The organism is Rhizobium sp. SVR5-9E (genome assembly GCF_056755095.1).
Map to the genome: position 1 here is coordinate 1 of NZ_JBNDHS010000048.1, position 15,067 is coordinate 15,067.

A 15,067-nucleotide genomic window follows, 5' to 3' on the forward strand; every position below is an offset into this window, starting at 1 on the left:
GGTGATACACCGATCAAAACGCCCATCACGTTCATTCTCAAGGGCCCGACCCTCGTTACGGTGCGATACACAGAGCCGAAGCCCTTCGACATGTTCCTGTCACGGGCCCTGCGCGGAAATGGCGGCGGCGTCTCCTGTGCGAATGGTGAGATACTGATGACCGGCTTGATCGAGGCGCTGATCGACCGGATGGCCGATGCTCTTGAGCGTCTTGGCAACGAGATCGATGGGATTTCACGGGAAGTCTTCCGCAGCAAGATCGACAAGGCCACCAAGAAGACCCGAAATCTGCAGTCGCTCATCGAGCAGATCGGCCGGAAAGGCGACTTCCTGACCGTGGTTCGGGAGAGCCTCGTCAGCATTTCCCGCCTCGTTGCCTACCATGTCGCCGTTGAGAGTGGAGACCGCAAGCTGTTGAAGGAGACACGCCAGCGCATCAAGCTGATCCAACGAGACGCTGCATCGCTTGGCGAACACGCCTCCTTCATGGCCAACAAGATCAACTTTCTGCTCGATGCCACTCTCGGCCTGATCAATCTCGAACAGAACCAGATCATCAAGATATTCTCGGTTGCTGCGGTCGTGTTCCTGCCTCCGACCCTTGTCGCTTCCATCTACGGCATGAACTTCGACTACATGCCCGAACTGCAGCTCACGCTGGGCTACCCGCTGGCGATTGTCCTGATGGTGCTCTCGGCGATTTTGCCGTTCTTTTACTTCAAGAGGCGTGGGTGGCTGTAGCCGCTTGGCGGCAGGACGAATGTTCGACACTGCGGCAAGAAATCAAAGCTCTGACCCGTCGGACGCAGAATCCATCAACCGGTTAATCGCGGCCCTGTCCTGCACATCACGCAGCCCTTGATACGACGCCTTCGTCAAGGGTCAAGCAGTTTTACTTTCGTCGAAAATGCCGCGCCTCTTGAGTAAGCTGATGGCTCCAGTAAGCATGCCGACGACAGCCATCGATGCGACTAAGAGAGACGGATAACCGGTATATTGCGTTGGATCTGGTGTGGCGGTGAGATATTCGCAAGCTTCTACAGCGATCATCGCCAAGAGAGCCGCGGAAACGGTTGAATAATCCTTGGCGATGACGCGTTTGAAATTGAATTCCATGCCTTCGGTGGACTCAGCAAACTTACTGAAGTGGGGGATCCAGCGCGGTACATCCCGACAATAGGCGCGATAGCCTTCGCCAAACTTGTTCTCAAGAAAGGCCTCTTCCGCGTAAATTATGCACTGATAGATGAAGGCGAATAACGCAACACCGGAAGCGATCACCCAAGGGCTGCCATGTTTCAGGAATATGCCGCTGTAGATCAGCATGTTGCCGACATACAGGGGATTGCGGCAGATGCCGAACATCCCTCCTGTTACCAGATCCTTGGCATAGACCTTCTTGTTAAGGCCGCCCCGCCGGATATAGGCATAACCGATGACGGTGGCGCGCAAGGCTAGACCGGAAAGCACCATAAGCAGGGCAACAATATCTGTCGCCTGTTCAGCCAATCTGCTTCCAAATATCTCGGAGGGCGGCAACATTGTAAGCAGCAATCCCACGATCATCACGGGGAATGCCTGATTGCGGAACCGGAAGAAAAAATTCCCGATGCTTATCATCGTCTTCTTCATTTGATGATCCATGCCTATTTGACCGCGATAATTCCGCAGAAATTGTACCAGCGGAAAAAGACCTCGATCTGGCGAAATCCTGTCTCTCTGAGCAGTTGGACATTTTCTTCCAGGCGGTAGGGGATCAGCACATTCTCCAAGGCTTCGCGCTTTTTCGATATCTCGATTTCCGAATAGCCGTTCCGGCGCTTGAAATCGTAATAGTGGTCGATGAAAAGCCGATTGAACATGGTGTCCTCGCTCGTGAGCTTCTCAATGAGAAGCAGACAGCCCTGCTCATTCAATCCGGAGTAGATCTGCTTGATCACGCGCTCACGATAAAGCGGGCGGACGAATTGCAGCGTCAGCAGCATGGTGACGACGCTGGCATCCGTCATCGCAAGGCCCTGGTGAAGATCGCCGACCCTCAGATCAATCTGCCTGCTGGTTTCTGCCTGCTGGATTTTTACTTTGGCTTTCTCCAGCATCTCCGGTGCGTTGTCGATGCCGATGAACTTGACGCCGTCGTCCAAAAAGGCATCGAGCATCAGCAGCGTGGTCGCCGTCGAGCAGCCGATATCATAAAGATTGGTGCCGGGCCGTGCGAAATCCCGCGCCAACTCGCAGACCATGCGCTGCATTTCTTCATAGAAGGGCACTGACCGGCTCACCATGTCATCAAAAACACCGGCAACCGTGGCGTCGAAGGCAAAGTCACCGACCGGCTGGTCCTCCCGGAACACCTCGTCCTTGCGTTCGATGTGAAGCACTTTGCTCAGGTTGTTCTCCGCCATTCTGTTTGATCCTCGATTTAGGTCTACCAACGCTTTCGGGCTTCGGCACCTGGCCCCGCCAACCGCGCGAAATGCGACGGCTACTAGGCGAAGCTGACAGCAACCTGAATGGGTTATCATTCACAGCAGTGATCACCGAATTGCTGGTTTGCGCCTCGTTAGCGGCTGTCGACGGTGACGCGGTCAAGTGCCTGCCGAGCATCCAGAATATGCGATTGCTGGGAGAAGGTGTTGCGTTCGTTTCGGCCATTGATACAACCGGAGATCGGATCGCACGCGAAGGCATCAAGGAACGGAAGCTGGCTTAATCGTGAAGGGAGGGCTGAAAAACTTTTGACTGAAAATTGCTTGCGGATCGAATGGAGCGGCGTGATGGACGCAACACCTTCTCACCGGCCGCTGGTTAATATCTTCCGGGCCAATGGTGAAGAAATCGGCAAGACGCTGCTTAAGGAAGGCTTCGTTAGAGAGTGGCGGCCACGACTGCGAAATAGCTGGTGCGCTTGATCGAGCCTCCAGTTGTTGATCAGGTGGCTTGGGTCGCGGGGCGAGTTTTCATGCCGATGAAGGTTGCGCGTCGGCCATCGTGATAGCGGCTCTCAAGCCCGCTGGCCTTTGGTTTGAGACGTACGATATTGGTGAACCCGGCATATTCCAGAAGGCTTGCGACGGCGGCGGCATTAGGGGAAAACTGACAGAAGTCCGCTGGGCGCCAGCGCGATGTTGTGATGTTCGTTGCATTGGGACCCGGATTAGACACCCGGCGCATATGCCACAAAGGCCAGCGATCCAGAACGCGATTGATGATCGGAACCTTCATGAGCGAAGTGTCGACCACGATGACTTTTCGGGTGACAGCCGAAATGCGCTTTACGGCCAGCACCGGATTTTCCAGGTGGTAGAGAATGCCAAAACATAAAACGAGATCGAACGTGCCGTGTTGTTCCGAATCGAGCTCCATGAGATCGAGTCGTTCAAACCTTAGGTTATCCAGAGATAAGGCGTCTTTTACAAAGTTCGCCTGTTCGATGTAGTGAGGTTCAGTGTCAATCCCGAGGACATGGTCAGCTCCTGCTCTTGCTGCCTGCACAGCAAATCCGCCGCAGTTGCAGGCTATGTCGAGCACACGTTTGCCCTCCAATGTCCCTCCGCACGCTTCCAAGGTGCTTGCCCATGCATGATCAAGAAGCGTTTGCATTCGCGTCCGTTCTCGATCTTGACGAGAAGCAGTCGGTACGAAGGTGCTCAACCCGTAAGGCAAGTCGATGGCGTGGTGGAACGGTGCAAGGCGCTCGATGGACGCTTGAAGCGCCTCTTTGCTCATTCTGGTCCGCTGCTCCATGACATCACCTGTCGTTAAGCTGCTCATAATTCGGGAAAGGATGAGCGTCGCCGAGTTGGTGGCTATAGTGAGGATTATCTAAAACCAGCCCGCGCCCGTAATGTTCCGCATTTGGGCTCCGGGGCGAGGAAGTCAAGCCATATGCTCGACGAGCCTCCCACGAAGGAAACAGCAGCACCACGTCATCTTCGCTTTGCGATTCAACAACTTCCGGTGGAACGCCCGCTCCGGTTCACTGACTCCACAATCCGAAGGGTCTAAACAGCATGAGAACGCCACTATGACGTGGACGATGTTCAGCGCATTGGAGACTCTCAGCGCATCTTCGATCAAATGACAAACGAAATCATCCTGCGTACGGTAGAAGCAGGCTGGCGCGAAATCGAGGCCTCGATAGCGTTCGCAGACGCTGAAGAGCGCTATGTAATGCATGGTCGCAGCCGTGCGGCGCGTCCGTCATGCTGCGAATGGCAACGTGACGCGGGAGACATGATTACTGGGCCCGCTATGGCGATCGCTCGCTCGGCCGGCGCTCCTGTTGGTCGTAGAAGTACCCTTGAAAATTGGCGCGGTGTTCGCCATGCAGAACAGGCAGCTGCAAATGGCGTTTCCTATTTAAGGAGGCCAACTGAGGCTGCTCTTCCGCGTTGTCCGAAGTGGGATGAGAATGATTGTTGCCGAGGGCCATCGCAATATCGGGCTCAGAGAATGCAATCTTCACAACACAATCTCAGCGGCAATACTGAAAATAAAACGAACCTTGTTGTGCGACTTCTACTGCAATAGAAAAATTTCCGCACTCTAATGAAGGACTCGTCCAAGGAGGTTCTCGCGATAGTGGGCGATCCGGCGAGCCTCGGCCCCCAAAAGGGCCGAGGCGTTTGCCTCACTGCTGGGGCAGTAGTATTTTGTTCTGGGTCGTGCTCCTTACGGGCTTTTCACCGGGTACATGCGACATCGACCGGGTGTTGCTTTCCAATTCATCGCCCTTGACGCGGGTTTTCGTTTGGGACTTACTGAATGTTCCCTGATCCATCGCCTGAGCCTTGGACTGAGCTTTAAGCTGGTTCGGATTTTCGTTTACTTTCGTTCGGCTTTGAGCTTTGCCATCGACGGTCGCCCCGCTTCCACCTGAGCCAATGGAGGAGGTGGTACCGTCGTCGGTCGCGCAGGCTCCTGCGGTTCCAAGCGTACTCGCGGAAGTGCCGCCGGCGGCGGCGCTACCTCCGGAACCAACCGTGCCCGTTGCATTGCAGGCTTGCGCCATCGCAGACGTACAGCCGATGGACGCAATGAGCGCAATGGATGCGAGTGTGATTTTCGCTCTCATTATCGGCTCCTCACTTTTTTGGTTTGATGATATCGCACGTACCGTCCGATCGGCGCGTGATGACAGTGCCATCCGGCCGGGTCACGCTCGCAGTCGAGAATGCCTGGCTGCCCGCGGTTCCAGTGGTGACGGACGAACCTGCACTAGACGAGGCGGAGCCGCCACCGGACTGCAAAGTGGTACTCTTGCCGTCTATCGTCGTGGATGACGAGACGGTCCCACCGCCGGCGGTCACTGACGATGAAGTGTCGCTTCCGCCGGAGTTCGTGCTCTCAATGACTGTGCAGGTAGTGCCATCGTCTAGCTTGATCGTTTCGGCTGACAGTGCTGCACCAGCAATACAGACAGCCATGATCGGCGGGAGAGCGAAAGTCGTTTTAAGAATCGATGATATCGGGGTCATGGCCTTTGCTCCTTATGAAAGGCGCTTAGGGGCGCCGGACACGCCCCCGAGCGCCGGTGAGTGGCCTCAGCACTTGCCGCCGCTCTTCTTGGATTGTCCCGGAGGACACTTTTTGTTGCTGACGCCGTCTTGAGCGGCCCCGGCTGCACTGCCGCCTGTTCCAACCGAACTACTCGACTGACCATTGCCGGCAGAGGTTCCACCGGTACCAAGCGTGGAGAAGCCGCTGCCCGAACCCGCAGCGGAACCACCGGTCCCGACAGAGCTGCTCGACTGACCATCGCCAGCTGACGTTCCGCCGGTGCCTAGCGTCGAGGCTGAACCCGAGCCACTACCGGACCCCGCCGCCGACCCGCCCGTGCCGACTGAACTGCTCGAGGTGCCGCCGCCGGCAGACGATCCGCCTGTGCCGAGTGTGGAAGCAGAGCCGGAGCCGCAATTAGTTCCAGGCGCACAATTCGTGCCGCCCGCGGAGCTTCCACCGGTGCCGTTGGTGCTGCTCGAAGTGCCACCCCCAGCACTTGTGCCGCCCGTTCCAACGGTGCTGCTGGATTGGGCGTAGGCAGACAACGTCGTCCCAGCGAGAAGAGCTGCTGCGAGCGCCGCTTGTTTTACGATGTTCATATGTATCTCCTTGGTTTTCCTCATCGCTGCGACATTGTTCGGTTGTCGAAGCTGACGGATTAACAGGTGGAGATTGCGCCGTGTTCCGAGATTGGGCTTCAGTCGGATCATGCATCCGACCTAAGGCTGACGGTAGCGGACCTATGCTTTTTGTCAGACGATTCAGCAGCGTGCCCCCAAAGGCCACTCCATGAGGCGGGCTTCTCTTTCAAACACCCAAAAAATGAACCGTTCAAACTTCTACACGGCGCTTCGCGGCTCCGGCGTCGCGGAGACCCGGCAGAAAGTCCGGGGTGCTACCGGGTCTCCTTTTGCCGCAGGGAGGATGTGCGGCGCGACAAGGTAGATCGGCACACGCAGATTGGAGCCATCGCAATGAACCGGTAGGGATAACAGCCCGTGAATATCCACCGGACGCGTCTCTGTCCGGAACACTCCCAAGGACACGACCATGAATTTTATCCCCGACTTCCGCCGGGTGCTATCGCGTGCCCAAGCGTGTTCACCTTGCGTTAATCGGGCCCGGTCCATCGTCCCGCCCCGATAATAGTGAAGGAAATAAAAATGAATGTAGTGAAAGCATTTTGCACCGGGATCGTCGCGATTTGCCTCGGCGCCACTTCTCTGACGTCTGTCTCTGCCGCTCCATTGCCGTCTATTCGTCCTGCAATCGTTGAAAATGTCGGTGTGGTTCAGGTCCGCGACGACCATCACCGGCGGCCACATCAGGGCTACGTTAGTCGCGATCAGCGTGACCGCTACGCTCACCATGAACACGTTCGCCGCGGCTACTACCACGGATATCGCGGTTATCACGAACACCGCCATGGCTACCGACGCCACAGCGATGGGCTTTGGTACCCAGTAGCAGCTTTCGCGCTCGGCGCAGTTATCGGTGGGGCGATTAACCACCGCTAGGCTGGCTATCTCACGAATAGCATATCTGCTGCCTTGGTTTTATAAGGCTCCCTCGCGGGGCGTTTTTCTTACCCAAAAGGAACCAGACTTGAACCGCCAAAACTTCTACGCGGCTCCGTAAAGGAGACCCCGGCATAGGGTTGGCTGTGGGCTGTTTGCCGGGTCTCCTAGGTGCCGTGTAGGGGTTCGCGGGTCCTTACAAATTGATGGGCGAATGTCGATCGAGCAATAGCAATGAACCGGCAAGGATAGCCTCCGGTAAATATCGACCGGATGTGTTCCCGTCCGAGACGTGCCGGCGTGAAGCTGCCCGCTAAATAAAAGGGCCGCATCACCCCAGCTGCGGCCCCGTCTCTTCAACAATGCGGCGACTGAATACTATAACTGCCGCGCTAGCACGCTAGCATAAGCAATAGCTAAATCTTACTACTTCTTTTGGGGTGATTTTACAATTGGAGCATTCTAATGCAGGTCGTTAACCGAGCAAACGAATTCACACGTTCTCTCGCCAGAGTCCTGACCCAGGAAGGCGGCTATTCCAACAACGCGAAGGACCGGGCGGCTCGACATTGAAGGGCGTCACGCAGCGCGTCTATGACGAGTATCAGCCAAGCTTTCCCTCCAGCCGGAGCCGGCCCTCGATACTTCCGCGTCGGCGAAGCCGATGCAGCCGCCGCCAAGCCTGGACACCGCGGTCTCAAATCTCAGGGGGTACGCGTGCTCGGCTGGAAAAACAGTGTCGCCACGAGCCTGCCGTTCAGTCGTCCTATCAAACTCAGCCTTTCGCGATGCTGCGTCGACCATATGCGAAGCGCAAGAGAGACGAGTTGCAGGATGCCCTCGATCTGAAGGTGGCGGTCAATGCTCAAGCTGCTGCCTGAATGGCTCAAGATCGGCGCGGGAGCGGCGTTGGGCACTCTCGTCGCGGTCTACCCTGCAATCCTCGGCGGGCGCTCTGAGGGACGCCAGCAGGCCGCGACCGTCGCGCTGGAAGCCGCGGTGAAGCGCTTGGCCGAAAAAGGAAAGATCAATGGTCAAGTCTCTTCTCTTGATGCTGCCGCTCTGTGCAATGATTTCGGGCTGCCAGACAGCGACAAAGCCGATTGCATGCGCCGGGTTCGAGAAGCTTCAGCCAAGCCTTGAAACGTCGGTTTTCATCCTCAAGACCGATTAGGTGGCATCACACAATCGCTTCGGCGGCTCGCAGGGCTGCTGGTAGCAAGGGCCTGGCCCCCTCCTTTCGTCTTGTCCTTGGACTCGTCGCCTGCCTTGATCACGATGAAGAGAGGCGCACGCATGTCCCGGTAGCCCGTCGCCCAGGGGCGGCATGCGTTGACAACGGGATCAAAGTAGTTCGGTCAGGTGCGATCAACGACGCCTTTGACTGCGTCCTTAGTTTTGCCCTTGGCGACCTGGGCCTTGCCCTTGCCTTCCTGCGCCGCGCCCTTAGCCTGCATTTCCTTGTTGTCCACGGCTTTGCCAGCAACCTGGCGTGCCTTGCCCGCCAGTTCGTTGGTCTTGCCCGATGCCTTGTCAGATGTGCTTCTCACGTAACTTCTCCTGAACAGCGCCAAACATGATTGTTTGCGTGCCAGTTAACTGCGGGGCAGTCGTTTCGTTCCCTGCACGGTGTCATCTCGGTTTAGGCGATCATCGCAAGGAGCGGCTCGACTACCGGACCATCCGATACCACCGAGATACCTGTCGAAGTTGTCGTCCGAGCGGACATGGAAGTAGAATCGCAGTCCTGGTCGTCGTCTGAATTAGCTTGATCGGACGATGTTGTGGTCAACACCTGAGGATACACCGCAAAGAGTGACGATCTCGCTCTATGCGGCGTTGCGGGGTAATAACGCACCCCTTCGCCGTTGAGTAAATGCTTGCAATTCTGGTCGTATCTGATCAGGTAAAGGGGCACCGGGATTCTCTTCGGAACTTCCCCGACTGTGTTCTGTTCGAACATCGCACTCAGGGGCAGATCGCCATGCTGCGCTTTCTCGTGATTTCCAGTCGTACCACCCCATCGAATGTTTCGAACGCTTGGAGATCATTCGACATTGTTCTCGCAGGCCCGGTGGCGGCAAATGCTCTTTCATCTTTTGACCTTGGCGGCCACGATGGCGCGATCATCGATCTCGAATACGAGGGTGACGAGATGATTGCGTGCGTGGAAATCCTCGAGGTCCGCCAGATCCCTTTCGTGTTCGCCGCCTTTGTTTCGAGTTCATTAAAGCCGCCTGGATGCTTCGTTCTGAGTGAAGCGAAAGGAGACATCTTGACGATTCATCGTCGCCTCTGGGAAATCTTTCGGACGAATTAGGATTCGCTTGAACTCGTCAAACAAAGGGGTGAGGCGGCCGCCGGACGTTTGAGTTCCTTGGAGAGCATGCTCGGGGTGGAGTGCACCTGAATTGCCCGCTTTGGCGGGTTTTTTCTACCGGGTTGCAGCTTCGCTGAAACGGGCCTCATCCAAGGCCACCATCAATGCCCTCCGCGCGCGGCCGACCCGGCTCTTGATGGTACCGATTTCGCACCCGCAATCCTTTGCGGCATCGGCGTACGAGCGCCCGGACACGACGAGCATCAGCGCCTGTCGCATGTGTTTGGGAAGACGGTCGATTGCCTCGGAAACATCTTTCAGCCGCAACGGCCAATCCTGATCCGATGGCACGGAGATTTCGAAGGAGGCTTCGGAAATGTCGGAGGCCAAACGGTAACGCTTCGACCGCTTGTACTGACTACAGTACTGGTTCCGGAGGATGGTGAACATCCAGCTTTTGAGGCTGGTTCCGGGCGTGAAATGATCCAGATGGCGGAGGGCCTTCAAGACGGTTTCCTGTGCCAGATCCTCGGCGTCGGCATCCGATCTGGTAAATCGATGAGCGAAGGCCTGCATTACAGGACGTAGGGCGACGATTTCATTTTCAAGGGAAGGGGAGTGCGGCATGGCGGTTCCTCCGAGCACCAACCGGAATGGATACGCGCCCTAATGGTTCCCGCTCTTTCACCCATCGTCCGCTATCGAACCAAAAAGGTTTCAATCGAGTTTGATGACATCGCTCACGTGAACGACGTCGAAGATCTAGCCATTCTTCGTCGGTGATCTCAAAGCGAAGGCGATCTATTCCTTCGTTCTGAAGAACCCGCTCGGTTACCACGTCGCGGAATGCCTTGTTAGTCGTTCGTGTCACGCTGCGACGACGACGGTCAGATCATGATCTCTCCACCGGTGACCGGAATGACCGCGCCCGTCATGTAGCTGCCAAGATGCGACGCGAGGAGAACATAAGCCCCCGCCAATTCGGCAGGCTGCCCCGCCCGTCCGATCAACGTGTTCTCTCCGAACTTGGCCGCCTTCTCGGCCGGCATCGTCGACGGGATGAGGGGTGTCCAGATCGGCCCGGGCGCGACTGCGTTCACGCGGATCCCTTTCTCCGCCAGCATCTCGGCGAGCCCCGCCGTGAAGTTCGAGATTGCTCCCTTCGTCGACGCGTAGGCAAGAAGCTGTGGCGATGGCTGTCGGGACTGGATCGACGTCGTATTGATGATCGCGCTGCCGGGCTTCATGTGCGGGACGGCTGCCTTGGCTAGGAAGAACGGCGCGTAAATGTTTGTCCGGAAGGTCTCGTCCCATTCCTCGGCGGAGATGTCCGTGACATCGGCATAGGTGCGCTGGAATGCGGCGTTGTTCACCAGGATGTCGATGCCGCCAAGTTCGTCGACGGTGCGCTCAACCAGACCCTGGCAATGCTCCTCCGACTTGATATCGCCAGGGACGACGACAGCCTTGCGTCCTGCTTCTTCCACCCACTTGGCGGTGTCCTTGGCGTCCTCGTCTTCGTTCAGGTAGGAGATGAGGATGTCCGCTCCCTCTCGCGCGAACGCGATCGCCACGGCCTTGCCGATCCCGGAATCCGCGCCCGTTATCAATGCGACCTTGCGTTCCAGCTTGCCATTACCCTTGTAGGAGTGTTCCCCATGATCCGGAACCGGCAGCATCGATGCGGTCTTGCCTGGCGGTTCCTGATGCTGGGCGGGATAGGGCGGCGTCGGTCGGCGAGTGTCATCGGACATGTCGTTCTCTCCAAGGTGGGTTTGTGGACAACTAAACACGCCCGACACGCAACAGTTCCGCGACTCCTTCGCGCAAAGCCTCGTCAGCGCTTCGCGCCGAAGACGAAGATGAAGGGGAGGGCGGCGATGACCGCGGCGAAAGGCTGCTGCCGGATCTTGTCTTCGAGTTCGCGAACGAAGCTCCGAGCCGCCGCCTTCGCGACCCATACCGTTCCCGATGGCGTTGGTGCACGGATCGTTCAGCGGTCTTGATGTAGGCGAACGGCGATCTCAATAGCCGGTCTGTCTCAGTCATGCCTTTCAAACACAATTCCGCCCGCCGTCATCTGATCGGGAAGATGAAATTCAAGGTGACGAACTGGCCGGAATATGAGGCGGGCCTCCGCCGACGTGGCAGCTTGACCCTGTGGCTGGCGCCGGAGGCGGTTGCCATGTGGGTTGCTCCACGACGAACAACGCGTGGTGGCCAGCCTCGCTATTCTGATCTTGCCATCGAGACAGCCTTGTCCCTCGGCATGGTGTCCGGACTGCGGCTACGCCAAGCCGAAGGCTTCCTGGAATCGGTGTTGCAATTGATGGGGTTGGCACTCTCCGTCCCCGATCATACCACGCTCAGCCGTCGGGCACGGACATGGCAATCGCCCAGCAAACGGCGGGATCCTCAGTTCCTCTGGACGGACGGGTGCATGTTCTTGTCGATAGTACAGGCCTTCAAATCTATGGCGCGGGCCAGTGGCTGAAGGAGAAACATGGCGCCAAATCCCGTCGCGGTTGGCGCAAACTGCATCTGGCGCTGGATGCTGATAGCGGCGAGATCATCGCCCACCACAATGACCGACCAGGACACAGGCGATGCCTCGCAGGTGGGGCCACTTCTCAATCAGATCGACGGTCCAATCGGACGGTTAACCGCCGATGGTGCCTATGATGGAAAGCCCATCTACGACGCGATCATCAACCACAGTGCCGATGTTGCCATCATCATTCCGCCACGGGTCAATGCAGTCGAACCGGCCAGGAATCGATCTCCCGGCCAAAGGGATCAGCATATCGCCGCGATAAGCATAGACGGGCGGATGAACTGGCAAGCTTCCACCGGCTACGGCAAGCGTGCGCGGGTCGAGACTGCCATCGGACGATACAAATCCATCATCGGACCGCGTCTGCGGGCTCGGTCGTTTCATGCTCAGCAGACGGAAGTCGCCATCGGCTGCGCCGTCCTCAACCGCATGCTTGCCTGGCGCCCGCCCGAAATCCGCTCGCCGCAAGGCAAAGGTAGCCTAGCCAACGTCATCAAAGATCGAGATCCGTCATGCTCCAGATCCGTGCACCAAGGCCCCCCCCCGCGACAGATGCGCGTCTCAAGCAAACGCCATTCAGTCACGCGGTTTAAGGTGGCCGATATCCGTGAAAATACTTTAAATGCAGGCGTACGTTGGCCATCTTTTGAGAATGCGTCGTGTGGTCCCTCAACGTGTTAAACCGCAAGACGTGTATGTGGCGATTGACAAGCTGTAAGAGGATTGCGCTTGTCCTCCACGAGCCGGCAACAAATGCCGCCAAATATGGAGTTCTCGGGATGAGCGAGGGCCGACGTGTAACATCTTGGGACGTTTCCGACGCTCTTCAAAGTACCTGGTAGGAGTCTGGCGGGACCGGCATCGCCGAGCCCACTCGAACCGGCTTCGGATCAAGGCTGACCAGGCGGACGGTTGAAGGCCAATCCCCTTGGGTGGATAGGGGGGTGCGAAAGAAGGCGGTGGCAGACGAGGTCGATCTGCAAGATTTGCGTGGACTTTATACCCAAGAGCGACGCAACACCGCGGCTACTTTATCGCTGGCTCGAGCGGGCTAGAACATTGGAGGTCCGTCGAAGGCCACCAGCGACCCCGGCGCGCCAATGCTCTTTTACTCCTTGTATAGCAGCATTGTGGCGGCTTCGCGTCTGGAGCTCTCGACGATGCGAACTCCTACGCCATCAAAATTTTGTTTTCCTTCTGACTGCGTCAGTCACGGCGATCGGGAACTATCGCTACACGTCGTTGTTCCCGAAAGCCCGCTGCGTCGCCTGGGGCAGTTACCGATGATGGATGGATGGATGGTATGAACCTTGCAAAAATTGACTGCATCATCATCGGAGGTGGTCCTGCGGGATTGACGGCTGCGATTTATCTGGCGCGCTATCACCTGTCTGTAACAGTCTTTGACGACGGAACTAGCAGGGCAGCCAGCATCCCCATCTCCCATAACCACGCGGGCTTTCCCGGCGGCATCAACGGCGCGGAGCTGCTTACCCGGATGCGCGCTCAGGCCACCATGTATGGCGCGGTGATTCGTGATCAACGCGTGACGGCATTGGGCAGGGCCGCTGAGGACTTCGTTGTTTCCTTCGACGATGGCACCATGTCGGCCCGAACCATTCTCGTCGCCACCGGCGTAATGAACCGGATGCCGTTGATGCCAAAGGACAAGCACGATGAGGCACTGAGACGAGGTCTCATCCGCTACTGTCCGGTTTGCGATGGTTTCGAAGTCACGGACAAGAGCGTGGCGATTATCGGGCATGGCTCGAAAGCGTTCAAGGAGGCACTGTTTCTCAGGAGCTACAGCCAGGATATCACTTTGTTGTCGCCCTCAGGCGAGCATCAACTCGAGCCAAGCGAAGAGGCGCGACTGCACGAACTGGGGATGTTGGTGAAGCCCGGCCCGTTTGAAATTGATGTCGAACAAGACGCAATTGTGATCCGCACAAGCGCCGGCACGCATCGGTTCGACTCCATCTACCCCGCGTTGGGATCGGACATCAGATCGGAGCTCGCCTTGGGGGTCGGCGCGACAGTGTCTGAGGAAGGATGCATTTGCGTCGACAGTCACCAGCGCACGAACGTGCGAGGCCTATATGCCGCTGGAGACGTGGTGATCGGCCTGGATCAGATCAGCCATGCGATGGGACAGGCCGGTGTCGCTGCAACGACAATCAGGAATGATCTGTGCGAGATAACAGCGTTGATCAGATGAGATGAGCAGCCGACGAAAAAGTTCAATCGTTTAGCGACATCGCATTGATGAGAAACAAAGCCGGGAAACCAGCGACGATGACCGCCGCTCCCCAAGCAGCCAGGATCTTCAAGACGTAGGCCAGCACTAGTCGCGTGCGCAGCGGCAACAGTCTGCATTCGTGGCTAACTGCTTACCCCTTTTTTAAGGCCAAAGGTGCGACAGCAGCGATGACGATCGTGAGACGCTCGACGTGGATCTGCTACAGATCAATTATCGTTCGCAGATCTTCAGCGCGCGGACGGCCGGATATGACAGCTCACCCCCGAGGGCTCGTCAATCAGGGGACGATGATCCCTCCACCTCCTAAACCTTGGCTTGCTCTCCAGCCTCCCGAAGCGACAGAAACTTTGTGGTGACCGCAACGATGTGTTCATCGAGCCATGCCGCCATCGCTTTTTCTTCGGCAAGATTTGCCTGTAGCGCCGCGGTCGTAGCCCCGTAGCCACCCGCTTCCGCGACCGTCAGCACCGATTTGTAGGCCGCCATCTCGAAGTTCTCGAAGGCAAAATTGGCAAACGAGTTCTTGAGGATCTCATCACCGGCCATTGTATGACCCATCGCGGCCATCGCGGCCATCGCGCCGGTGAACGACGGGGCGATATCCTTGAGCGAGGAATTGTCCTCGTTCAAACCTGCCAGGACTTCTTCAAGCCGGCCGATCTGGCCCTTTGTCTCGCGGATATGCGGTTCCAGCTTTGCCGCGACCTCCGGATAGTTCTCGATGCGTGAAAGCTGCGGCTTCATGATCGACAACGCCTGGTTCTCCATGGCGTGTGCATTAATCCGGTTACTAAGACGTCGCGGGTTTCGTCGGCTGCCATTGGCTTTCTCCATCGTTTATCTGGAGCGAGAACATCTGAGAAAGAGCAACGTTCTCTCTCCTGAAGAATGCCCCAGGAACTCAAGACAAT

At 57.2% G+C, this 15,067-nt stretch carries 14 protein-coding genes and 2 pseudogenes; 6 read left to right on the forward strand and 10 right to left on the reverse strand.

Annotated elements, in window-relative coordinates:
* A partial coding sequence (locus tag ACPYOJ_RS20460) for a magnesium transporter CorA family protein (RefSeq protein WP_481417883.1) occupies positions 1–741 on the forward strand: 741 nt, incomplete at its 5' end.
* 141 nt (positions 742–882) lie between these two features.
* Here the strand turns inward: ACPYOJ_RS20460 and ACPYOJ_RS20465 are convergent.
* The 6 genes from ACPYOJ_RS20465 to ACPYOJ_RS20490 form a co-directional block, all read right to left on the reverse strand.
* Positions 883–1,632: a methyltransferase family protein gene (locus ACPYOJ_RS20465; protein WP_481417884.1), complete on the reverse strand. Its 750-nt coding sequence runs from the start codon at positions 1,630–1,632 to the stop codon at positions 883–885.
* A gap of 14 nt (positions 1,633–1,646) precedes the next feature.
* Complete coding sequence (gene cmoA / locus ACPYOJ_RS20470; protein WP_481417885.1) at positions 1,647–2,405, reverse strand: carboxy-S-adenosyl-L-methionine synthase CmoA; 759 nt, start codon at positions 2,403–2,405, stop codon at positions 1,647–1,649.
* 526 nt (positions 2,406–2,931) lie between these two features.
* Entirely contained in the window at positions 2,932–3,747 is an 816-nt protein-coding gene (locus ACPYOJ_RS20475) for a class I SAM-dependent methyltransferase (RefSeq protein WP_481417886.1), read from the reverse strand.
* Positions 3,748–4,633: 886 nt separating this feature from the next.
* The gene (locus ACPYOJ_RS20480; protein WP_481417887.1) at positions 4,634–5,077 is read right to left on the reverse strand and encodes a hypothetical protein; all 444 of its coding nucleotides are present in this window, start codon (positions 5,075–5,077) and stop codon (positions 4,634–4,636) included.
* Positions 5,078–5,087: 10 nt separating this feature from the next.
* Positions 5,088–5,480 carry a hypothetical protein gene (locus ACPYOJ_RS20485; protein ID WP_481417888.1) on the reverse strand — a complete coding sequence of 131 codons (393 nt, stop codon included), beginning with the start codon at positions 5,478–5,480 and terminating at the stop codon, positions 5,088–5,090.
* Between the two features lie 66 nt (positions 5,481–5,546).
* Positions 5,547–6,104 (reverse strand): hypothetical protein, encoded by a 558-nt coding sequence (locus ACPYOJ_RS20490; RefSeq protein WP_481417889.1) that lies wholly within the window; start codon positions 6,102–6,104, stop codon positions 5,547–5,549.
* A gap of 685 nt (positions 6,105–6,789) precedes the next feature.
* On the opposite strand from ACPYOJ_RS20490, the gene ACPYOJ_RS20495 reads away from it, so the two are divergent.
* Together ACPYOJ_RS20495 and ACPYOJ_RS20500 are read left to right on the forward strand one after the other, a co-directional pair.
* Positions 6,790–6,972, forward strand: coding sequence for a hypothetical protein (locus ACPYOJ_RS20495; protein WP_481417890.1), 183 nt, complete (start codon positions 6,790–6,792; stop codon positions 6,970–6,972).
* A 911-nt stretch (positions 6,973–7,883) separates the two neighbouring features.
* Complete coding sequence (locus ACPYOJ_RS20500; RefSeq protein ID WP_481417891.1) at positions 7,884–8,165, forward strand: hypothetical protein; 282 nt, start codon at positions 7,884–7,886, stop codon at positions 8,163–8,165.
* Positions 8,166–8,380: 215 nt separating this feature from the next.
* On the opposite strand, the gene ACPYOJ_RS20505 is transcribed toward ACPYOJ_RS20500, so the two are convergent.
* Positions 8,381–8,572, reverse strand: coding sequence for a CsbD family protein (locus ACPYOJ_RS20505; protein ID WP_481417892.1), 192 nt, complete (start codon positions 8,570–8,572; stop codon positions 8,381–8,383).
* Between the two features lie 326 nt (positions 8,573–8,898).
* Between ACPYOJ_RS20505 and ACPYOJ_RS20510 the strand changes: the two genes are divergently transcribed.
* Positions 8,899–9,342: a response regulator gene (locus ACPYOJ_RS20510; protein WP_481417893.1), complete on the forward strand. Its 444-nt coding sequence runs from the start codon at positions 8,899–8,901 to the stop codon at positions 9,340–9,342.
* A 114-nt stretch (positions 9,343–9,456) separates the two neighbouring features.
* Here the strand turns inward: ACPYOJ_RS20510 and ACPYOJ_RS20515 are convergent, their stop codons facing one another.
* Together ACPYOJ_RS20515 and ACPYOJ_RS20520 are read right to left on the reverse strand one after the other, a co-directional pair.
* A complete protein-coding gene (locus ACPYOJ_RS20515) occupies positions 9,457–9,969 on the reverse strand; it encodes a sigma-70 family RNA polymerase sigma factor (protein ID WP_481417894.1) in 513 nt (170 codons plus the stop codon).
* Positions 9,970–10,229: 260 nt separating this feature from the next.
* Positions 10,230–11,096 carry an SDR family oxidoreductase gene (locus ACPYOJ_RS20520; protein ID WP_481417895.1) on the reverse strand — a complete coding sequence of 289 codons (867 nt, stop codon included), beginning with the start codon at positions 11,094–11,096 and terminating at the stop codon, positions 10,230–10,232.
* Positions 11,097–11,389: 293 nt separating this feature from the next.
* Between ACPYOJ_RS20520 and ACPYOJ_RS20525 the strand changes: the two are divergent.
* Both ACPYOJ_RS20525 and ACPYOJ_RS20530 read left to right on the forward strand, forming a co-directional pair.
* A pseudogene (locus ACPYOJ_RS20525) lies at positions 11,390–12,380 on the forward strand (IS5 family transposase).
* Between the two features lie 819 nt (positions 12,381–13,199).
* On the forward strand, positions 13,200–14,114 hold the full coding sequence (locus ACPYOJ_RS20530) for an NAD(P)/FAD-dependent oxidoreductase (RefSeq protein WP_481417896.1): 915 nt from the start codon (positions 13,200–13,202) through the stop codon (positions 14,112–14,114).
* A 345-nt stretch (positions 14,115–14,459) separates the two neighbouring features.
* On the opposite strand, the pseudogene ACPYOJ_RS20535 reads toward ACPYOJ_RS20530, so the two are convergent.
* A pseudogene (locus ACPYOJ_RS20535) lies at positions 14,460–14,977 on the reverse strand (DUF892 family protein).
* Between the last annotated feature and the right edge of the window lie 90 nt (positions 14,978–15,067).